Origin of the sequence: Staphylococcus sp. NAM3COL9 (assembly GCF_001431205.1) — a bacterium.
Classification (GTDB): domain Bacteria; phylum Bacillota; class Bacilli; order Staphylococcales; family Staphylococcaceae; genus Staphylococcus.
In genome coordinates this window covers 62,023-82,111 of the sequence record NZ_LGPC01000016.1, presented here as the reverse complement: position 1 = coordinate 82,111, position 20,089 = coordinate 62,023, and the positions used below count along the sequence as shown (strand labels likewise).

Here is a 20,089-nt window from a genome sequence, read left to right as displayed (position 1 = left end):
TGCTTGGCACATAAATACATGTTTCAAACTTAATTGTTATATTGACACTAGCTGTCCAATATCTAAAAGCCTTATGGGGGGCGGGAGTATGAAGTCAAATTTTGATTTCTATCCCGCCCCCATTTTTGTTTTTTAAAATGAAGTAGATCATGTTTGCTATTGTAAAATTACTTTAGTCATTATATAATCAATTAATAGTGATAATCATTTTCAATGGAGGAAAAATTATGAAAAAATTATTGTTTCCGTTAATTGTTTTAATGCTTATTTTAGCAGCATGTGGTAATAATTCGGACAGTGACTCGAAAGCAAAAACAAAGTCTTATAAATTAGATAGCGGAAAAAACATAGATATACCCAAGGATCCAAAACGTATCGCTGTAGTTGCTCCTACATATGCTGGTGGAATTAAATATCTTGGTGGGAATATTGTTGCAGTAAATGAACAAGTTGATAGTAGTAGCCTCCTTAAAGATAAATTTAAAGATGTTGAAAAAATTGGCGAAAATGATGTTGAGAAAGTAGCAAAAGCGAAACCAGATTTAATTGTTGTATATTCTACTGACAAGAATATTAAAAAATATAAAAAGATTGCACCTACAGTCGTATTTGATTATGGTAAACATAAATATTTAGATCAACAAAAAGAACTAGGTAAATTACTTGGCAAAGAAGATGAAGTAAAAGAATGGGAAGATAAATGGAAAGCACAAACTAAAAAAGATGGTAAAGAAATTAAAAATAAAATTGGTGAAGACGCAACAGTTTCAATTTTTGATGAATTCGAGAAAAAATTATATAGTTATGGACCAAATTGGGGTCGTGGCGGAGAAGTGTTGTATCAAGCATTTGGACTTAAAATGCCTGATAAATTAAATGATTTAGTTAAAAAAGAAGGGTGGGCTGAAGTAAAACAAGAAAAAATAGCAGATTATGCTGGCGATTATATCGTTTCGACCAGTAAAGGAAAATCAACACCAGCCTATGCCAAAACTAATCTATGGAATAACTTACCAGCAGTTCAAAATGGCAAAGTGCTTGAAGTGCAAGCTGAAACTTATTGGTATAATGATCCATATACTTTAGAATTTATGAGAAAAGATTTAAAAGAGAAGTTTTTAAATAACTAATAGACAAAAATTAAATTAATAAGTATTACGATTAAAACTAGGATTAGTTTCAAAACAGCGCAACTCAACGAATTAACACTGTTGAGTTGTGCTGTTTTTTATTATACATAAAATATTGTAAACTTTTTATTTTTAAAAGTTTACAATTGTGATATAATTTTTTTCATTAGGAGGATTGACCATGACGACAAAATATTTAGTATATACTGCTTTAATGACAGCAATTATTGGTGTATTAGGATTTGTGCCTGCGATACCATTGCCGATTATGCCAGTACCTATCGTTTTACAAAATATTGGTATTTTCTTAGCTGGAATTTTACTTGGACGTAAATATGGTGCACTTAGTGTGATCGTATTATTATTACTTGTAGCAACTGGCTTACCTTTATTATCTGGCGGACGTGGTGGTATAGGTGTATTTGCAGGTCCCTCTACTGGCTTTTTAATTATGTATCCAGTAATTACATATCTAATTGGTTTAGTAAGAGATTTGTATTTTAAAAAAATAAACTTTACTGTATTATTAGTTACAACAATTATCTTTGGTGTTATTTTATTAGATATTGTAGGTACAATTGTTATGGGGCTTATGACTAATTTACCAATTTCAAAATCAGTGACTTTATCACTTGTCTTTATGCCTGCGGATATAGTTAAAGCAGTGATTGCAAGTTTGATTGGCAATATTATGCTTAATCATAGTCGGTTTAAACAATTAATCAAATAAATATATAAGGGTAGGTGATTGAATCATGGTGATTTCGATGAATGATATATTCCAACAAGGCGATGTTTATGTCGAGGATGCATTAAAGACAATCTATCTAACACCTGAAGAACCCTTAGTATACGACGTGAATAAATGGGATTATAAACAAATGCCTTCCATTAAATCTTGGGAGCAAGATATGAAAAATCAATTGAATATGCATAAAAAGCAAGCATCTCATCATTTAGCATTTACGTTTCCTGAGAATATACTTTTAGATCAACAATGGTTAGATAAAATTCAAACTTATGATTTTGAACTAGGGCTAATGGAACTCTATGCAATTGAGTCACAGAATATAAAAAAACATAAAAATCATCAAATTAAAGTAATGTTTGTTACGCAACAAACATTAGAAGATTATATTACAATTTTTCGTCAGTTTGCTGAACCCTATGGCCAGGCATATGCAGACGAAAGTATTGAAGTAATACGCAATCAATTCAATGAAGATAGTAAATCTCGTGTAATCGCATATAAAAAAGATGTGCCTGTAGGGATTTTAGATTTAATCATTTCACAATGTACTGTGGAAATTGATGGTTTCGGCGTAGATGAAAGTTATCAGAAACAAGGTATTGGCAGTATGATGCAAGCATTTGTTGCGGAAGTAGCTGGTACAAAACCGATTATATTGATAGCTGATGGTGAAGATAGTGCTAAGGAAATGTATATCCGACAAGGTTATATATTTATAAGTTACTGCTATCAAATTTTAAAAGAAAATGCTAAATATAACTAAACAATATAATTAAAGAGGCTGAGACATGTATATGTCTTAGCCTTTTTTATGAATCGCTAAATTACGAATTAATCCTCTGAAGTTTCAACAGATTTTATGCGTTCCGGATGACTGTAAATATTAAAATTACCATCTCTAATAAATCCTATGGCAGTGATGTTTAAATCTTGTGCAAGTGTCACAGCCAATGTTGTTGGTGCAGATTTAGATAAGATGACACCAACACCAATTTTCGCAGCTTTGATTAATATTTCTGATGAAATACGCCCACTAAATATCAGCACTTTATTACGTACAGGTATATGTCTTTGTATACAATAACCATACAATTTATCTAATGCATTATGACGACCAATGTCTTGACGATGCTCAAAGAAGGTATCGCCGTCACTAATTGCAGCATTGTGAAGTCCCCCGGTTTGTTTGAAAATTTTACTGGCACTTTGCAAACGGACCATCATATTGAGTACTTGAGTTGGATTCAACACAATTTTAGACATAGAAGTCTTTGCGACTGTCGCGTCATTTTGAAAATAAAACTCTCTACTTTTACCACAACAAGACGCAATCATGCGCTTCGTTGAATATTCGAAACGTTCACCGAGAGATTTGGTTAACTCAACATGAGCAAATCCTTTGCTATCATCTATTTGGATTGATTTTAAATCATCATTTTTTAAAATAACTCCTTCAGATGCTAAGAAACCTAAGACTAGCTCTTCTAAGTGGTTCGGACTGCAAATTATAGTCGCAAATTCTTCTCCATTCACCATAATTGTTAATGGAAACTCAGTAACATAGTGGTCCTTTGTTTCTACTAACTTACCGTTCTCAAACCGTACAATTGGTTGATTGGTTAATATATCTTCGTGCATGAGTACACCCCGTTTCATATTCACTACTCTATTTTAGCGCATTTTTCAATGTAAAAAAAGATTCAGTTTATGAATAAAGCAAAGGATTTTTAAATTATTTATTGTGATATTTATAACGATTTTTTAAATAGTCAAGATTGATTAAAAGGACATATACCAGTAAACTTGTAGTAAACAATTAAAGAGGTGAATTTCGATATGGCGAGTATACGAGATATTGCACGTGAAGCAGAGGTAAGTCCTGGCACTGTTTCACGCGTATTAAATAACGATCCAACGCTATCAGTTTCAAAAGATACGAGAGAAAGGATTCATCGAGTTGCAAATGAACTACAATATCAAAAATCGGCTAGAAAAAACAAAAGTATTCAAATCATTACCTACGCATCTCGAGCGAAAGAAATGTCAGATCCTTATTATAGAGAGATACGGTTAGCGATAGAGGCTGAAGTTAAACGTCTGAATTTGTCTTTGAAGCGCACAATTAGAATTGATGGACATGATAAAAATTTGGATTTATATAAAATTGAGAAGGCAGGAGCAATTATCGTAGTAGGTAATTTTTCTACAGAAGCTTTGAACACATTACGCGAATATAACGAAAATATAGTTGTCATTAACAACCCTAATACACCGAAATCAATAGATGCTGTCTATTCTGACTTATACTATTCTATGACCAACTTATTAAATGAAATTAAAGCATTAGGAATGACGAAAATTGCTTATATTGGTGGTAGTCATATGATTAGAGATTTAACTGGCACGCCGTCTTCAAACCATACAGATGTCAGATATGAAGCGTATAGGGAATGGTGCTCCGAACAACAAATTAACGAAATAACTATAATTGATGGTTGGAAAAAAGAAAATGGTGAAGAAGCTGTAAAAACATTGTTAAAAGCAGCACAGCTACCTGAAGTTTTTATAGCTGGCAATGACATGATTGCTATAGGTATATTACAACAAATTCAGTATGAAAAAATTGCAATTCCAAAAAATGTTAAATTGATAAGTTTTAATGATTTAGAAGTCATACAATATGCTGTGCCCTCTATAAGTAGTGTGCACATACCGGTAGACGAATTTGGCAGAACTGCAGTGCGAATGGCGGAAGAGCGCATTAATAAAACGAGACATGTTGCCATCCATGTTGTGGTAGAAGCACAGCTTAAAGAGCGAAATACTTTTAAAACAAAAAGATGATCTTAATTGACAAAACATTTAGTAAACAAGTAAACTTTTATTATGTTTACTAAAGAAGTGTATTATTATAGATAAAGTGATTTATAAAGAAGGAGTGGGATATTATGTTACAAGCCATGCATGATAAGTTTGAAACTTTGTTTGGCGTAAAGGCTGAAGTCAGTGCTTTTGCTCCGGGACGTATTAATTTAATCGGAGAACATACAGATTACAACGGTGGGTATGTTTTTCCAGCTGCGATTGAGTTGGGTACATACGGACTAGCTACAAAGCGTGATGATAAACTGATTCAACTTTATTCAAATAATTTTGAAGATGTCGGCATGATTACATTTACATTAGATGAATTACAATTCGAAGCGGCACATGATTGGGCTAATTATCCTAAAGGTGTAGTTAAATATTTAAGTGACGAATTTTCTGACATAGACCATGGGTTCAACATTTTAGTTGAAGGGAATATTCCAAATGGGGCCAGTTTATCATCGTCAGCGTCTATTGAATTATTAACTGGTTGGCTCATTAAGCAGTTATTTACTTTAGATTTAGAACGATTAGCACTTATAAAAATAGGACAATGTGTTGAAAATAAATTTATTGGTGTCAATTCAGGTATTATGGATCAATTTATTATTGGTATGGGTAAAGTCGAACAAGCAATATTACTAGATACAGCAACTTTAGAATTTGATTATGTACCTGCCAAATTTGGAGATTATGTCATATCAATTATGAATACGAACAAGCGACGTTCTCTTACAGAAAGCAAATATAATGAACGTAGAGCACAATGTGAGTCGGCATTAGCTTCGTTGCAACAAGCACTTGATATTGAATCATTAGGTGAGCTGTCATTAGAACAATTTGAACAGCATCAAGATCTTATTGAGGATGAAGTGAAACGTCGTCGTGCAAGACACGCAGTTTCAGAGAACGAACGTACGAAAAAAGCACATCGAGCATTAACAGAAAATAACTTTAATCAATTTGGAAAGTTATTAAATGAATCACATGCATCATTAAAAGAAGATTATGAAGTTACAGGTATAGAATTAGATACTTTAGCAGAAACAGCTCAGCAAGTGGATGGTGTATTGGGAGCTAGAATGACAGGCGCTGGGTTTGCAGGTTGCGCAATTGCTTTAGTGCATAAAGATAGTATAAAACAATTGGAAGATGAAGTTTCTAAGCGATATATAGCGCACATAGGTTACGCCCCATCATTTTATCATGTGGGTATAAGTGATGGCGTTAAATCATTATAAGTTACTAATCAATGAATAGAGAAAGGATTTTGTATATGTCTGTTTTAGTTTTAGGTGGGGCTGGTTATATTGGAAGTCATGCGGTAGATCAATTAATTGCAAGAGGATACGACGTTGTTGTTGTGGATAATTTAGGTACAGGACATAGAGCAGCTGTGCATAGTGAAGCTACTTTTTATGAAGGAGATATCCGAGATAAAACATTTTTAGATGATGTATTCAATAAAGAAAACATCGAAGGCGTCTTTCATTTTTGTGCATATTCTTTAGTTGGAGAATCTGTAGAAAAACCATTAGCCTATTTCAATAATAATATACATGGATTACAAGTGTTATTAGAAGTCATGTATGACCATCAAGTAGAACATATTATTTTTTCTTCGACAGCTGCAGTTTATGGTGAGCCAGATTCAGTACCAATTACTGAGGAAGATTCTAAAACACCTACAAGTCCATATGGTGAAAGTAAACTAATGATGGAGAAAATGATGCACTGGAGTCATGAAGCATATGGCGTTAATTATGCAGCGCTTCGTTATTTTAATGTGGCAGGTGCTAAAGAAAATGGTGCTATTGGTGAAGACCACCGTCCAGAGACACATCTTATACCAATTGTATTAGAAGTGGCACTAGGACAAAGAGAACACTTAACGATATTTGGTGATGATTATGATACTGAAGATGGGTCATGTATTCGCGATTATCTTCATGTCGTTGATTTAATAGATGCACATATTTTGGCGTATCAACATTTACAAAACGGTGGAGCGTCTGGTGCATTTAATTTAGGAAGTAGTCAAGGTTATTCGGTATTTGAAATTCTAGAAGCTGCAAGAACAGTAACAAATGAACCTATTGAAGCAGTGGTAGGTGAAAGAAGAGCAGGCGATCCAAGTAAATTAATCGCATCAAGCGATAAGGCGCAACAAGTACTTGGCTGGAAACCGCAACATGATAATATTAACGATATTATCAATTCAGCGTGGCAATGGCATCATCAACATCCAAATGGATATCAAGAAAATATGGAGGGTTAATGCATGTTATTAAATCAACAATTAGTACAACAATTTGTATCACAAGCAATTTCGTATGGTGATTATGAAGAAGAAGATAGCATTTATATTCAAAACCAACTGTTGCGTAATTTAAATGCAAAGGGTATTGATGATTCCTCAGTATCTGAATTAAATAAAGATGCAACAGCAAATGAAATTACACAATATTGGATTCGCCAAGCTGTTAGTGAAAATTGTATTGAAGATGCATTATATAGTAAAGAAATTGTTGAAGCTCAAATTCTAGACTTAATTACACCTCGCCCATCGGTAATTAACCGTAAGTTTAACGAGGCATATAAACAGTCATCAGAAGCGGCTACAGATTATTTTTATGACATAGCTAAACGTAATCACTACGTTAAAGAAGATGCAATTGCGAATAATATTAATTATGATGTTGCTACTGAATACGGGGATATTGAAGTTACGATTAATCTCTCAAAACCTGAAAAAGATTCAAAGCAAATTGCAAAAGCTAAAGAAGCACCAGCTACCGCTTATCCGAAATGTGCATTATGCATAGAAAACGAAGGCTTTAAAGGATCAGTGCTACAAGCTGCAAGAACAAATCATCGCGTGATTCGCTTAAATTTAAATGGGGCACAGTGGGGTTTTCAATTTTCACCATATGCTTATTTTACAGAACATAGTATTGTTTTATCCGAACAACATGTACCTATGGAAATTAATAAAAATACTTTTATTAATTTGTTAGATTTTATAGATCAATTTCCTCATTATTTCATTGGATCTAATGCGGATATACCACTTGTGGGTGGATCTATTTTATCTCACAATCATTATCAAACTGGAAGACATGTATTTCCGATGGATAACGCTGCTGAAATAGATCAATTTACGATTGCGAATTATCCATCAGTGCATGCAAGCACTTTAAATTGGCCAATGAGTGTTATTCGTTTGAAAGGTGACAATAGAGCGCAGCTGATTGAAGCGGCTACTTATGTGATGACACAATGGAATCAATATTCAGATGAGAGTGTTGATATTAAAGCATTTAGTAATGATGGTGAGCGTCATCATACGATTACACCAATCGCAAGATATAGACAACAACAATATGAATTAGACATTGTCTTACGAGACAATCAAACTTCAGAACAATTCCCTGATGGCATCTTCCATCCACATAAAGACGTGCAACATATTAAAAAAGAAAATATAGGTCTTATTGAAGTAATGGGAACTGCCATATTACCGGGACGCCTAAAACAAGAATTACAACAAGTTAAAGATTATTTATTAGGTAAAACTCAAATAGATTTAGGTGTACATCAACAATGGGCTGAAGAAATGAAACAAGTATATAATATTAATGTAAATAATGTCGATGAAATTGTAGATAAAGAAGTAGGGTTTAAATTCAAACGTGTTTTAGAAGATGCGGGTGTATTTAAGAATACAGATCAAGGTCATCACGCGTTTAAACGTTTCATTGAACATCTATAAAATGGCATGTCATAATGATAAAAAATATACGTTTACAAAAGGCCTAAGTACTATCATTTAGGTCTTTTGTTTTTTTATGAATAAGAATATAATTATAAGTAATAGGAGTTGTTTTAGATGAAAATCAAATATTTAATTGTAATGTTTATGACGCTATGTTTAGTATTAGCAGGGTGCTCAAATGGAAACAGTGAAAGCAAGAATGACAGCAATTCTGATGGAAAAGAAAAAAAACAAGAATTACATATCTCAGCAGCAGCGAGTCTGACTGACACAACGAAAGAATTGAAGCGGGCATTTGAAGCACATCATAAAGAGGTAAATATTACATTTAACTATGGTGGGTCTGGTTCATTAAGACAGCAGATTGAAAAAGGTGCACCTGTGGATGCGTTTATGTCAGCAAACAAGAAAGACGTTGATGCATTACAAGATAAGGATAAAGCACAAAATACATATGAATATGCTAAAAATAAACTCGTACTTATTGGCGCAAAGGACGGTAATTATAAATCAGTTGAATCGTTACAAGAAGGTGATAAACTGGCCATTGGCGAAGTGAACTCAGTGCCAGCGGGTAAATATGCTCAGCAATATTTACAAGATAACAATTTATATGAACAAGTAAAACCTAATTTAGTATTTGCTAAAGATGTACGCCAAGTACTAAACTATGTTGAAAAAGGTAATGTCGAATTAGGGTATGTGTATAAAACTGACTTATATCAAAGCCAGCAAAATGGAGAGAGTCATGTTAAAGAAATTAATGCAGCTGATTTGAAGCAACCCATTGTTTATAAAGCAGCGACAACATCAGATAAACAACTAGCCAAAGCATGGATTGACTTTCTTAAGACAGAGCAAGCTAAAGAAATATTTAAAAAATATCAATTTGAAGCATAGGAGGTTTTAGCAATGGTAGATGTTACACCATTTTGGATATCACTCAAAGTAGCTGTTATTAGTACAATCATCGTTACTTTTATTGGTATCGTTATTTCAAGATGGTTGTATAAGCGACATGGTTTTATTGCTAGAATCTTAGAAAGTATAATTATTTTACCTATTGTATTACCGCCAACTGTTATGGGATTTATTTTATTAATTGTTTTTTCACCTAGAAGTTTTATTGGCGCGTTTTTTACGGATGTATTACATTTACCAGTAGTTTTCACACTGACTGGGGCAGTTATTGCATCTGTGATTGTAAGTTTTCCATTGATGTATCAGCATACTGTCCAAGGCTTTCGTAGTATAAATAATAAAATGCTCAATACTGCACGAACGATGGGTGCAAGTGAAAACAAGATATTTTTTAAATTAATTTTACCATTGTCAAAGCGTCCGATATTATCAGGCATTATGATGAGCTTTGCCCGAGCAATAGGGGAATTTGGTGCGACACTGATGGTTGCAGGTTACATACCTCATAAAACCAATACATTACCTTTAGAAATATATTTTTTGGTGGAACAAGGTAAAGAAAATCAAGCATGGCTGTGGGTGATTGTCCTTGTTGCATTTGCGATTACAGTAATTGGAACAATCAATGTGTTGAATAAAGACCGTTATCGGGAGGTAGATTAATTGTTGAAATTACATTTAGAGCATACGCTCAAAAACACACAATTGCATATGAATCTTCAAGATACTAAACCTAAAATTTATGCCGTTAAAGGTCCTTCCGGTATTGGTAAAACAACAATTTTAAATATCATAGCAGGATTAAAAAGTGCAGATAAGGCACATATAGAAGTTAATGAACGCATTTTAAGTGATACGTGCAACAATATTGATGTGAAAATTCAACAGCGTAACATTGGCTACTTATTCCAAGACTATCAATTGTTTCCTAATATGGATGTGTATCAGAATATAACGTTTATGGCGCAACCTTCTGAACATATAGAGACCTTGATGCACCAATTAAACATTACGCATTTAAAGTCACAGTTTCCAATGAGACTATCTGGGGGAGAATCCCAACGAGTGGCATTAGCAAGAACGCTAAGTACTAGACCAGACCTCATATTATTGGATGAACCATTTTCAAGCTTGGATGACGCGACTAAAGATGAAAGTATTTATTTAGTAAAGCGCATATTTAAAGAATGGAAAATTCCAATTATTTTCGTAACACATTCTAATTACGAAGCAGAGTCACTGGCTCATGAAGTGATTAACATTGATTAATTGATAACAAGGATTCACAGGCTCAAGTCATATTCTAGCTAAGTAGTACTTGCGAAATTATAAGATATTAAAAATAATACCAACCCATTGATAGTATTTTATGGATTGGTATTATTTTTTGACATGTCAATTTTATGATTTGTTTTCCGGAATTGGAAAATAATCAAATATTTCTCCTGAATTGAGCGCGTCAGTAAGTGTAGACAGCCAAGCATAATAGAGTTTAGAATGTTCTATTTGCTCAAAAATTTCTTGTGCTTCTTCAATGGTTTCAGGTGTAGCAGTTTCTGAATGAATAATGGGATTCAATAAAGATTCAGCTTTATATATTGCTTCTGAATTCAATTTGATTTCACGTTTCCATTTTTGTGAAAAGAAGTTTCCAAAAAACGTAAAAAAGTCTTTTTCAGCAGTAAAGTGTTGTTTTCTACTACCTCGAACAAACTCTTGTTTTACACCGTCAAATTCTTGCAGTCTTTTAACACCTGCACTCATACTGGGCTTACTCATTTGTAATTCATAGCGCATTTCATCTAGTGTCATACTACTTTGTTCAAAAACCATCGTGCCATATAGATTACCTACACTGCGATTGACTCCATATAGATCCATCGTTTCTCCAATTGAATTTATGACGATATCTTTTGCTTGTTCCAATAGTTGTTCATAGTCTTTTGAACGTGCCATTGATTCACCTCCATGTAATAGTTAACTTATTGTAACACGAACATATATTTAAAGGATACGCTTTATAAGCAAGGTACACCATGATCTAAAGGGTATTAAGTGTATTAATAAAACCTTTAACCAATTCTAGTTATATCCATCGTTTTTAGTGTTCAGAATAAAATTACTTACATAGGGAATTTACTACTTTTTCAAATATTGAATGCAAACCGTTGTTACTATCGTATGCAAGATTTATAATGGATACAATGATGTATAGAGAGGGTTATTGTAGTGACTAAAGACCGCTATTCAAGGCAAACGTTATTTAAACATATAGGTCCAAAAGGACAAGATAAAATCATGCAATCACAAGTGCTCATTGTAGGCATGGGAGCACTTGGTACACACCTTGCTGAAAGTTTAGTTAGAGCAGGCGTTGGTACACTAACTATCGTAGACAGAGATTATATTGAATATAGTAATCTTCAAAGACAAACGTTATTTAATGAATCGGATGCGCTAGAAGGCTTGCCAAAAGTTGTTGCTGCTAAACAAAAATTATTAGATATTCGACAAGATTTGAAGATTCATAGTCATATTGCACATGTAAATCGTCAGTTTTTAGAGGACAATGCTGATTCAACACACCTTATATTAGATGCAACGGATAACTTTGAAACGAGACAGTTGATTAATGATTTTGCTTTTCAAAAAAGTATACCATGGATTTATGGCGGAGTAGTCCAAAGTACTTATGTAGAAACTGCTTTTATTCCAGGGCACACGCCATGTTTTAATTGCTTAGTACCACAGTTACCATCTATAAATATGACATGTGATACGGTAGGTGTAATTCAACCTGCAGTGACGATGACAACAAGTTTTCAGATGAGAGATGCGCTGAAAATTTTAACAGAACAACACATTCCGACTAAAGTAACTTATGGAGATTTATGGGAAGGTACACACTTTACGTTTGGATTTAATAAACTGCAACGGAGCGATTGCAAGACTTGTGGCTGTGAGCCTACATTTCCATATTTAAATGAGACGAAAAGGCAGTTTGCTAGTTTGTGTGGCAGGGACACAGTACAATACGAAAACCCTGATATTTCCCAGGAAATGCTAGAATCATTTTTAACTCAGCAACATATTGCATACCGACGTAATCCTTATATGATTCACTTTGAATATAATGGCTATCGCATTGTTAGCTTTAAAGGCGGCAGATTACTGATTCATGGCATGACAAAGCCTCAACAAGCGATTACTTTAATAAATCAACTTTTTGGCTAAAGGAGTGTAAAAATGCATACAAATGTTAAGCTAGATCAAGATATAAGTTGTGCAGTATTAACAGTTTCTGATACAAGAGATTATAAGACAGACAAAGGTGGTAAATTAGTCATAGAGCTGTTATCGGAGTTGAATGTTTCAATTGATGAGGCGCATTATAAAATAGTAAAAGATGAACAAGAAGCGATTCAAACGCAAGTTGAGCAATGGTTAAGTGAAGACATCGATGTGATTGTTACTACAGGAGGCACTGGTATCGCACAAAGAGATGTGACAATAGAAGCAGTATCTTCATTTTTCACTAAAGAAATTGAAGGTTTCGGAGAGTTGTTTAGATATCTCAGTTACGCTGAGGATGTAGGTACGAGAGCGTTATTGTCTCGAGCAGTCGCGGGGACGGTAGGAGACAAGTTAATCTTTAGTATTCCAGGCTCTACTGGAGCTGTTAAATTAGCATTGGACAAGTTAATAAAACCAGAATTAAATCATTTGGTTAAAGAAATAACTAAATAAAGAGAGAGGGACAGATAGCAAACTACTAAATTTGATGTCTGTCCCTCCCTACAAGGTTTACTAGAAAAAGGAATATAAGGGCTTGAAACAAGTGTGTTTAGATGTCAAACAGCTACTGCCAATATAATTATTGAGGCTGAGACACGTATTTATGTTCTAGAGACTTTATTCGAGTTGAGCGCAAATATTAAATTATTCTTCACGTTGAAACTCACCGGATTTACCACCAGATTTAGATAGTAAATAAGTTTCACCAATGACCATACCTTTGTCTAAAGCTTTTGTCATGTCATATACAGTAAGTGATACAGCAGTTGCAGCTGTTAAAGCTTCCATTTCGACACCTGTTTTTCCAATAGTAGACACGGTTGCTTGGATATTCAAAGTAAAGGATTGCGCATTCTTTTGCCACTGAAATTCAACATCAATACCAGTGAGTGGTAAAGGATGACACATTGGAATAATATCGGCAGTGTTTTTAGCAGCCATAATACCTGCAATTTGTGCAGTATTAAGAACGTTTCCTTTTTTATTTGTATGATCAACGATTTGTTGATAGATTTCTGGGTTTACGGTAATGCTTGAATGTGCAATTGCAGTACGTTTAGTAATATTTTTTTCAGAAACGTCTACCATTTTAGCATTGCCCTGTTCATTAATATGTGTAAATTCAGACAAACATATCCCTCCTAATCGTTTTCTAGTATATCACGAAATTAATTTATATAAGGAGTAGATTTATATGCCAGTTGAGAAAAGAAATCCAATTCCAGTCGGTGAAGCCATTGACCGTGTTGTGAGTCAGAATATTTATATGGATGAGATTACAGTGTCACTAGATGACAGTTTAAACCACATATTGGCTGAAGATATTGTTGCTACATACGAAATTCCACGTTTTAACAAATCACCCTATGATGGATTTGCTATTAGAAGTAAAGATACAACGGATGCTAGTGGTGCGCATCGTCTAACTTTCAATGTGATTGACCATATTGGTGCTGGTACTGTTTCGGATAAAAAAGTTGGTGCGTTTGAAGCAGTTCGAATTATGACAGGCGCAGCGATGCCTGAAGGTGCAGATGCAGTCGTTATGTTAGAACAAACTGTAGAACAAGAACAAAGTTTCACATTACGTAAGGCATTTAAAGCTAATGAGAACGTTTCTTTAAAAGGTGAAGAAACTCAAATAGATGATGTGATCTTACAGAAAGGACAACAAATTAATCCTGGGGCGGTTGCAGTATTAGCGACATATGGTTATGCACAAGTTCCTGTTTTTAAAAAACCAAGTATAGCCGTAATTGCTACAGGTAGTGAGTTATTAGATGTGAGTGATGATTTAGAGCCTGGAAAAATAAGGAATTCAAATGGACCAATGATTACTGCACTAGCAAATAAATTAAACTTACAAGTAGAGGGGTATCAGATACAACAAGATGATTTAAAAAGTAGTATTCAAGTGGTTACGGAAGCAATGCAACAACATGATATCGTCATTACTACGGGTGGTGTATCAGTTGGGGATTTTGATTATTTGCCACAAATATACGAAGCATTAAATGCTGAAGTGCTTTTTAATAAAATTGCTATGCGCCCAGGAAGTGTGACGACAGTAGCAGTAGTAGAAGGTAAATATCTATTTGGGCTATCTGGAAATCCATCCGCATGCTTTACAGGGTTTGAATTATACGTCAAGCCAGCAGTTCAACATATGATGCATGCAAATGCACTATATCCTCAAGTCGTACAAGCTACATTGATGGAGGATTTTACAAAAGCTAACCCATTTACGAGATTTATACGCGCGACGGTCACTTTTAACGGGAAAGAAATGACAGCAGTACCTTCAGGATTTAATAAATCAGGTGCAGTCGTTGCAATTGCACATAGTAATGCAATGATTATGTTACCAGGTGGAACAAGAGGATATAAAAAAGGTTATACAGTAAATGTAATATTAACTGAATCACAAGCTTATGAAACGGAATGCTTTATATGATTTTACAAATTGTTGGATTGAAAAACTCTGGGAAAACCACATTAATGGCACATACAATTCAGATGTTAAAAACACAGCAACGCACAGTAGCAACGGTGAAACATCATGGACACCATAACTCTGAGGACAATCATGATATCATATTACAAAATAATCATGTGGACCATATGAAACACTTTTATGCAGGGGCAGATCAAAGTATTGTTCAAGGTGATGCTTACCAACAAAGTGTCACCAGAACACAAAGCAAAACGCTTGATAAAATCATAGATGAATCTGTTACAATAGACAGTAACGTAATATTAGTAGAGGGTTTTAAAGAAGCAGATTACGATAAAGTGTTAGTTTATCGTGATGAAAACGAACGAAATGCACTAAATCATTTAACACGTATTAAGTATGCTATTAATATATCAAAACCAGAGGCTTTACATGAGTATGACCAATGGTTATTATCTTTTTTAATATCAAAGGAATGAATTAAATGAAGCAATTTGAAGTGTCAAGCGAGCCGATACAGACTGAGCAATATAGATCTTATGTACTGAATGAACATCAAGGCGCAGTTGTTATTTTTACAGGTCATGTAAGGGAATGGACAAAAGGAATGAAAACAGAGTATTTAGAGTATGAAGCCTATATTCCCATGGCAGAAAAAAAGTTAGCTCAAATTGGTGATGAAATTTCACAGCAATGGCCAGGTACACAAACAGTAATCGTTCATAGAATAGGCCCGTTAGCTATTTCAGATATTGCAGTACTCATTAGTGTTTCTTCACCACATCGAAAAGATGCCTATAGAGCAAATGAATATGCGATTGAGCGTATCAAAGAAATCGTACCTATTTGGAAAAAAGAAATATGGGAAGATGGTGCTCAATGGCAAGGACATCAACATGGAAGTTATGAGGATGCGATTGAAGGAGGCCAATCATGAGAGTGCTTTATTTTGCAGAAATAAAAGAAATATTAGCGAAACAATCAGAAGAAATCGATTTGAGTTATGATATTACTGTAGATGAATTTATTACAGATTTATTTAAACGTTATCCTAGTATTAGCGATAAAAAATTTCAAATAGCGGTAAATGAAGAATTTGTGAAAAATGATGACATTGTCCAACCTAATGACACTGTCGCATTGATTCCACCAGTTAGCGGAGGGTAAAGAAGAGATGAAAGCAATTATACTTGCCGGAGGACAATCAGAGAGATTCGGTGAACCTAAAGCTTTTGCACAAATTGAATCGCAATCATTTTATAAGCGAATCATAGATGTGTTAGAAGCAACGAACATGTTTAATCAAATTATTATAAGTACAAATGAAACTCTGGCGACACAATTTGATTACCCTAATATAATTATAGATGAACACCAGAATAAAGATAAAGGGCCTTTGGCAGGTATTAGATCAGTCATGAGTCAATTCTTAGAAGAAGAACTTTTCTTTGTTATTTCCGTTGACACACCTATGATTACTCAAAAAGCGATAAGTAAACTATATCAATTTATGGTGGAACACCTTATTGAAGATCAGTTAGATATTGCAGGTTTTCAAGAAGCGGGTAGACCGATACCTACACTTGCCTTTTACAGTCCACATACTTTAACTCACATAGATAAGGCACTGGGTTCAGATGATTACAGTTTAAAGAATGTTTATACTAAAGTTGCAAGTGACTGGTTAGATGTTAACACAATTGAATCACCTAATTATTGGTATAAAAACATTAATTTCCAGCATGATTTGGACTCTTTACAACATGAAATTATAAATAGATAAAGGGGGGCTAACGATATGGTAGAACAAATCACTGATAAACTCGGGCGTCCGATACGTGACTTAAGGTTGTCAGTTACAGATCGATGCAATTTCCGTTGTGATTATTGCATGCCTAAAGAAATATTTGGCGATGATTTTGTTTTCTTACCTAAAGACGAGCTTCTTACATTTGATGAAATGGTACGTATTTCGAAAGTATACACACAATTAGGTGTGAAAAAAATACGCATTACAGGTGGTGAACCTTTACTCAGACGCGATTTATATAAATTGATTTATGAATTAAATCAGATTGATGCTGTAGAAGATATTGGTCTAACGACAAATGGCTTATTATTAAAAAAACACGGCCAAAAATTATACGATGCAGGTTTAAGACGTATTAATGTGAGTTTAGATGCGATTGAAGACAAAGTGTTTCAAGCGATTAATAATAGAAATATAAAAGCTTCTACAATATTGCAACAGATTGATTATGCAATTTCCATAGGATTCCATGTAAAAGTAAATGTGGTTATACAAAAAGGTGTGAATGATGACCAAATTTTACCTATGATTCAATATTTCAAAGAGAAAGATATTGAGATTAGATTTATAGAATTTATGGATGTTGGAAATGATAATGGATGGGATTTTAGTAAAGTGGTAACAAAAGATGAAATGTTAAATATGATAGAAAATGAATTTGATATTGAATCTGTTGAGCCCAAATATTTTGGTGAAGTCGCTAAATATTATCGTCATAAAGATAATGGTGCACAGTTTGGCCTTATCACTAGTGTATCTCAATCTTTCTGCTCTACATGTACACGTGGGAGATTGTCCTCAGACGGTAAGTTTTATAGTTGTTTATTTAGCACTGTAGATGGGTTCAATGTGAAATCATTTATGCGTGCTGGAGCAACAGATGACGAGCTATTTGAACAATTTAAAGTACTATGGAATGTTAGAGATGACAGATATTCAGATGAACGTACAGAACAAACCGTAGCAAATAGAAAGCGAAAAAAAATTAATATGAACTATATTGGTGGTTAGTATCATTAGATAATTGTAAATCTTACAATTAGACTCGATGTAGTTTTGACTCTGACATAACAATTAATATCGCAAAACGCTGGGGCAGCATAGATAAATATGCTCTCAGCGTTTTTTGTATTAAATCATAAACTAAATAAAAATCATTCTATTTATTTAGCAAAATAACAGTTAATATTAACCATTTTAAAATTTTAAAATAAAGCATTTCTTAAGAAGATCTATTAATAAAAAGTATTTATATTAACTTTAGGGATTTAAGTAAAACAAAAAAATGATTGGTATGTATAAGAAGCTATATAAATGAAAGGCAATAGTAAAAAATATTTATCTATTACTTTTAAAATAATAGATTTAATGAAGAAAATGTTATATAATATTTTCGAAGCTTATTCATTATAAAGCCATTTAAACAACAAGAAAAGACGATGAGGAGGCCATTATTATGGAAAGTAAAGTATCTTATTTTATAACTTCTGAAAGAGCATTGAGTCAATTAAAGCATTGGTTGAAAACAGTACATCATTTATCAATTGAAGAATTTGTTGTGTTGTATAAGGTATATGAATCTAAAAAAATCAGCGGAAAGGAATTGAGAGATGCACTTCATTTCGAAATGTTATGGGATACGAGCAAGATTGATGTAATTATACGTAAAATTTATAAAAAAGAACTTATGTCTAAAGTCCGTTCTGAAACAGACGAAAGACAAGTTTATTATTATTTCAATGATATTCAAATTAAGACTTTTGATGATATTATCCAAAAAATAGAAAATATTAAAGTAGCGCAATAATAAAGCATACATAAAAAAGAGAGCGGGACTACGAAATCAAAATTTGATTTCTTCCCGCTCTCTTTTTATTGAAATGAGTTAAGTTGTTTAACTTTTCTGCCATGTAAAAAGAAATAAATAATAGCTGCTATTAGCACGATGATGGCCATAATAGCATATAGCTGTGCATAAGATACAGAGGATGTCATGAACCCTAAAACATAAGGTCCGAATCCAACCCCTAAATCTAGTCCGATAAAATAGGTAGAAGTTGCAATGCCATATTTAGCAGGGGGCGATACTTTAATGGCAATAGCTTGCATACAGGATGAAATATTCCCATAACCTGCACCTAAGAACAAGCCCGCAAGAATGAGTAACCAGCCATTATTTGTAATACTTAAAGTAATGAATGTAAGGATTAAGAATACAAAAGCAGGATATGCGATAACATTCTCATTTTTTTGATCCATGAGACGACCTGCAATTGGTCGAGTAATCAGTGATGCAATGGCATAGAATATGAAGAAGTAACTAGAAATCGTTACTAAATTTATCTCTTGAGCAAAGAATTGCAAGAATGTAAGTATTGAAGAATAAGTTAAACCTGAAATCAACATAATTATGGCAACAGGTATAGCTTCTTTTGCAATGTAATTATTGATGTTGAATTTTTTACTCGTTGTTTTTTGAGTAGTTGTATTAGTTGTATCGAGCTTAAATTGTAGATTTACAAAGAAAGAAATTAATAAGCTTACTACACCACAAATGAGACAAATTAAAAATAATATATTAATTGGAAAAGTATTAATTAATAGTAAACCAAGGAAAGGGCCAATAGCTGCTCCCATGACAAGACTTAAAGAAAATAAACTAATACCTTCACTTTTTCTATCATTAGGCGTGACATAAGCAGCGATGGTACCTGTTGCCGTTGTAGTAATTCCTGTAGCAATACCGTTGATTAATCTAGTAAACATGAGTAATGCTAAAGAGCCTTCTATAAAATATAATAATTGGGTAATAAGTAAAAATGCTAATCCAATTAATAATATACGTTTAGGACCGATTTTATTTACATATTTACCAGTTACAAAACGTCCAATTAAGGAACCAATGATAAAGAGTCCTGTTACTAAGCCAGCTGTGCTATCTGAAACATTATATTCAGATTTAGAATAACTGGCAATAATTACTATAAGTAAGTACATACACAAGTATATTAAAAAATTAGTTATAAAGTTTATATTAAAACTTTTTGTCCATATGGGTGATTTTGTGGGTATTGCTTGGTTCATA

General features: G+C 33.5%; 23 protein-coding genes. 19 read left to right on the top strand and 4 right to left on the bottom strand.

The features are described from left to right. Window positions 1–227 precede the first annotated feature (227 nt). The 3 genes from ACA31_RS10105 (at window position 228) to ACA31_RS10095 (ending at window position 2,644) form a co-directional block, all read left to right on the top strand. Window positions 228–1,130 carry an ABC transporter substrate-binding protein gene (locus tag ACA31_RS10105; RefSeq protein WP_057513198.1) on the top strand — a complete coding sequence of 301 codons (903 nt, stop codon included), beginning with the start codon at window positions 228–230 and terminating at the stop codon, window positions 1,128–1,130. Between the two features lie 181 nt (window positions 1,131–1,311). Continuing rightward, the gene (locus tag ACA31_RS10100; RefSeq protein ID WP_057513197.1) at window positions 1,312–1,860 is read left to right on the top strand and encodes a biotin transporter BioY; all 549 of its coding nucleotides are present in this window, start codon (window positions 1,312–1,314) and stop codon (window positions 1,858–1,860) included. 37 nt (window positions 1,861–1,897) lie between these two features. Then, a complete protein-coding gene (locus ACA31_RS10095; RefSeq protein WP_057513725.1) occupies window positions 1,898–2,644 on the top strand; it encodes a GNAT family N-acetyltransferase in 747 nt (248 codons plus the stop codon). A 68-nt stretch (window positions 2,645–2,712) separates the two neighbouring features. On the opposite strand, the gene fdhD is transcribed toward ACA31_RS10095, so the two are convergent. Then, window positions 2,713–3,519: a formate dehydrogenase accessory sulfurtransferase FdhD gene (fdhD, locus tag ACA31_RS10090; protein ID WP_057513196.1), complete on the bottom strand. Its 807-nt coding sequence runs from the start codon at window positions 3,517–3,519 to the stop codon at window positions 2,713–2,715. A 198-nt stretch (window positions 3,520–3,717) separates the two neighbouring features. Here fdhD and ACA31_RS10085 point away from each other — a divergent pair, with 198 nt between their 5' ends. The 7 genes from ACA31_RS10085 (at window position 3,718) to ACA31_RS10055 (ending at window position 10,714) form a co-directional block, all read left to right on the top strand. After that, window positions 3,718–4,725, top strand: coding sequence for a LacI family DNA-binding transcriptional regulator (locus ACA31_RS10085; RefSeq protein WP_057513195.1), 1,008 nt, complete (start codon window positions 3,718–3,720; stop codon window positions 4,723–4,725). Between the two features lie 104 nt (window positions 4,726–4,829). Beyond that, window positions 4,830–5,990: a galactokinase gene (locus ACA31_RS10080; protein ID WP_057513194.1), complete on the top strand. Its 1,161-nt coding sequence runs from the start codon at window positions 4,830–4,832 to the stop codon at window positions 5,988–5,990. Between the two features lie 35 nt (window positions 5,991–6,025). Next, a complete protein-coding gene (gene galE / locus ACA31_RS10075) occupies window positions 6,026–7,027 on the top strand; it encodes a UDP-glucose 4-epimerase GalE (protein WP_057513193.1) in 1,002 nt (333 codons plus the stop codon). Window positions 7,028–7,030: 3 nt separating this feature from the next. Beyond that, on the top strand, window positions 7,031–8,521 hold the full coding sequence (gene galT, locus ACA31_RS10070) for a UDP-glucose--hexose-1-phosphate uridylyltransferase (protein ID WP_057513192.1): 1,491 nt from the start codon (window positions 7,031–7,033) through the stop codon (window positions 8,519–8,521). A 117-nt stretch (window positions 8,522–8,638) separates the two neighbouring features. After that, window positions 8,639–9,424 carry a molybdate ABC transporter substrate-binding protein gene (modA, locus tag ACA31_RS10065; protein ID WP_057513191.1) on the top strand — a complete coding sequence of 262 codons (786 nt, stop codon included), beginning with the start codon at window positions 8,639–8,641 and terminating at the stop codon, window positions 9,422–9,424. Between the two features lie 12 nt (window positions 9,425–9,436). After that, window positions 9,437–10,108 carry a molybdate ABC transporter permease subunit gene (gene modB, locus ACA31_RS10060; protein ID WP_057513190.1) on the top strand — a complete coding sequence of 224 codons (672 nt, stop codon included), beginning with the start codon at window positions 9,437–9,439 and terminating at the stop codon, window positions 10,106–10,108. Window positions 10,109–10,156: 48 nt separating this feature from the next. Continuing rightward, the gene (locus ACA31_RS10055; protein WP_441296196.1) at window positions 10,157–10,714 is read left to right on the top strand and encodes an ATP-binding cassette domain-containing protein; all 558 of its coding nucleotides are present in this window, start codon (window positions 10,157–10,159) and stop codon (window positions 10,712–10,714) included. 132 nt (window positions 10,715–10,846) lie between these two features. On the opposite strand, the gene cudC is transcribed toward ACA31_RS10055, so the two are convergent. Further along, window positions 10,847–11,401, bottom strand: a complete 555-nt coding sequence (gene cudC, locus ACA31_RS10050; RefSeq protein ID WP_057513188.1) for a choline uptake/conversion transcriptional regulator CudC — start codon at window positions 11,399–11,401, stop codon at window positions 10,847–10,849. Between the two features lie 273 nt (window positions 11,402–11,674). Here cudC and ACA31_RS10045 point away from each other — a divergent pair, with 273 nt between their 5' ends. Together ACA31_RS10045 and ACA31_RS10040 are read left to right on the top strand one after the other, a co-directional pair. Continuing rightward, the gene (locus tag ACA31_RS10045) at window positions 11,675–12,679 is read left to right on the top strand and encodes a ThiF family adenylyltransferase (RefSeq protein ID WP_057513187.1); all 1,005 of its coding nucleotides are present in this window, start codon (window positions 11,675–11,677) and stop codon (window positions 12,677–12,679) included. Window positions 12,680–12,691: 12 nt separating this feature from the next. After that, complete coding sequence (locus tag ACA31_RS10040; RefSeq protein WP_057513186.1) at window positions 12,692–13,192, top strand: MogA/MoaB family molybdenum cofactor biosynthesis protein; 501 nt, start codon at window positions 12,692–12,694, stop codon at window positions 13,190–13,192. Between the two features lie 192 nt (window positions 13,193–13,384). Here the strand turns inward: ACA31_RS10040 and moaC are convergent, their stop codons facing one another. Beyond that, window positions 13,385–13,870, bottom strand: coding sequence for a cyclic pyranopterin monophosphate synthase MoaC (gene moaC, locus ACA31_RS10035; protein ID WP_057513185.1), 486 nt, complete (start codon window positions 13,868–13,870; stop codon window positions 13,385–13,387). 64 nt (window positions 13,871–13,934) lie between these two features. Between moaC and ACA31_RS10030 the strand changes: the two genes are divergently transcribed. The 7 genes from ACA31_RS10030 (at window position 13,935) to ACA31_RS10000 (ending at window position 18,811) form a co-directional block, all read left to right on the top strand. Then, window positions 13,935–15,194: a molybdopterin molybdotransferase MoeA gene (locus tag ACA31_RS10030; RefSeq protein WP_057513184.1), complete on the top strand. Its 1,260-nt coding sequence runs from the start codon at window positions 13,935–13,937 to the stop codon at window positions 15,192–15,194. Beyond that, window positions 15,191–15,673 (top strand): molybdopterin-guanine dinucleotide biosynthesis protein B, encoded by a 483-nt coding sequence (gene mobB / locus ACA31_RS10025; RefSeq protein ID WP_057513183.1) that lies wholly within the window; start codon window positions 15,191–15,193, stop codon window positions 15,671–15,673. Before ACA31_RS10030 ends, mobB begins: the two co-directional genes overlap by 4 nt. A gap of 5 nt (window positions 15,674–15,678) precedes the next feature. Further along, on the top strand, window positions 15,679–16,131 hold the full coding sequence (locus ACA31_RS10020; protein ID WP_057513182.1) for a molybdenum cofactor biosynthesis protein MoaE: 453 nt from the start codon (window positions 15,679–15,681) through the stop codon (window positions 16,129–16,131). Next, entirely contained in the window at window positions 16,128–16,361 is a 234-nt protein-coding gene (gene moaD, locus ACA31_RS10015; protein WP_057513181.1) for a molybdopterin converting factor subunit 1, read from the top strand. Before ACA31_RS10020 ends, moaD begins: the two co-directional genes overlap by 4 nt. A gap of 7 nt (window positions 16,362–16,368) precedes the next feature. Beyond that, window positions 16,369–16,977: a molybdenum cofactor guanylyltransferase MobA gene (gene mobA, locus ACA31_RS10010; protein WP_057513180.1), complete on the top strand. Its 609-nt coding sequence runs from the start codon at window positions 16,369–16,371 to the stop codon at window positions 16,975–16,977. A gap of 15 nt (window positions 16,978–16,992) precedes the next feature. Then, window positions 16,993–18,015: a GTP 3',8-cyclase MoaA gene (gene moaA / locus ACA31_RS10005; RefSeq protein WP_057513179.1), complete on the top strand. Its 1,023-nt coding sequence runs from the start codon at window positions 16,993–16,995 to the stop codon at window positions 18,013–18,015. 445 nt (window positions 18,016–18,460) lie between these two features. Then, window positions 18,461–18,811: a SarA family transcriptional regulator gene (locus ACA31_RS10000; protein WP_057513178.1), complete on the top strand. Its 351-nt coding sequence runs from the start codon at window positions 18,461–18,463 to the stop codon at window positions 18,809–18,811. A gap of 65 nt (window positions 18,812–18,876) precedes the next feature. Here ACA31_RS10000 and ACA31_RS09995 read toward each other — a convergent pair whose 3' ends face one another. Then, window positions 18,877–20,088: an MFS transporter gene (locus tag ACA31_RS09995; protein WP_057513177.1), complete on the bottom strand. Its 1,212-nt coding sequence runs from the start codon at window positions 20,086–20,088 to the stop codon at window positions 18,877–18,879. Window position 20,089: the final 1 nt, after the last annotated feature.

Bases quoted from the DNA above. Each gene is read 5' to 3' on its own strand.
- modA (WP_057513191.1), top strand. From the start codon at position 8,639: ATGAAAATCAAATATTTAATTGTAATGTTTATGACGCTATGTTTAGTA.
- cudC (WP_057513188.1), bottom strand. From the start codon at position 11,401: ATGGCACGTTCAAAAGACTATGAACAACTATTGGAACAAGCAAAAGAT.
- ACA31_RS10020 (WP_057513182.1), top strand. From the start codon at position 15,679: ATGAAGCAATTTGAAGTGTCAAGCGAGCCGATACAGACTGAGCAATAT.
- galT (WP_057513192.1), top strand. From the start codon at position 7,031: ATGTTATTAAATCAACAATTAGTACAACAATTTGTATCACAAGCAATT.
- ACA31_RS10040 (WP_057513186.1), top strand. From the start codon at position 12,692: ATGCATACAAATGTTAAGCTAGATCAAGATATAAGTTGTGCAGTATTA.
- fdhD (WP_057513196.1), bottom strand. From the start codon at position 3,519: ATGCACGAAGATATATTAACCAATCAACCAATTGTACGGTTTGAGAAC.
- mobB (WP_057513183.1), top strand. From the start codon at position 15,191: ATGATTTTACAAATTGTTGGATTGAAAAACTCTGGGAAAACCACATTA.
- ACA31_RS10095 (WP_057513725.1), top strand. From the start codon at position 1,898: ATGAATGATATATTCCAACAAGGCGATGTTTATGTCGAGGATGCATTA.
- ACA31_RS10030 (WP_057513184.1), top strand. From the start codon at position 13,935: ATGCCAGTTGAGAAAAGAAATCCAATTCCAGTCGGTGAAGCCATTGAC.
- ACA31_RS10105 (WP_057513198.1), top strand. From the start codon at position 228: ATGAAAAAATTATTGTTTCCGTTAATTGTTTTAATGCTTATTTTAGCA.
- modB (WP_057513190.1), top strand. From the start codon at position 9,437: ATGGTAGATGTTACACCATTTTGGATATCACTCAAAGTAGCTGTTATT.
- ACA31_RS09995 (WP_057513177.1), bottom strand. From the start codon at position 20,088: ATGAACCAAGCAATACCCACAAAATCACCCATATGGACAAAAAGTTTT.
- mobA (WP_057513180.1), top strand. From the start codon at position 16,369: ATGAAAGCAATTATACTTGCCGGAGGACAATCAGAGAGATTCGGTGAA.
- galE (WP_057513193.1), top strand. From the start codon at position 6,026: ATGTCTGTTTTAGTTTTAGGTGGGGCTGGTTATATTGGAAGTCATGCG.
- ACA31_RS10085 (WP_057513195.1), top strand. From the start codon at position 3,718: ATGGCGAGTATACGAGATATTGCACGTGAAGCAGAGGTAAGTCCTGGC.
- ACA31_RS10000 (WP_057513178.1), top strand. From the start codon at position 18,461: ATGGAAAGTAAAGTATCTTATTTTATAACTTCTGAAAGAGCATTGAGT.
- moaD (WP_057513181.1), top strand. From the start codon at position 16,128: ATGAGAGTGCTTTATTTTGCAGAAATAAAAGAAATATTAGCGAAACAA.
- ACA31_RS10080 (WP_057513194.1), top strand. From the start codon at position 4,830: ATGTTACAAGCCATGCATGATAAGTTTGAAACTTTGTTTGGCGTAAAG.
- moaA (WP_057513179.1), top strand. From the start codon at position 16,993: ATGGTAGAACAAATCACTGATAAACTCGGGCGTCCGATACGTGACTTA.
- ACA31_RS10100 (WP_057513197.1), top strand. From the start codon at position 1,312: ATGACGACAAAATATTTAGTATATACTGCTTTAATGACAGCAATTATT.
- ACA31_RS10055 (WP_441296196.1), top strand. From the start codon at position 10,157: ATGAATCTTCAAGATACTAAACCTAAAATTTATGCCGTTAAAGGTCCT.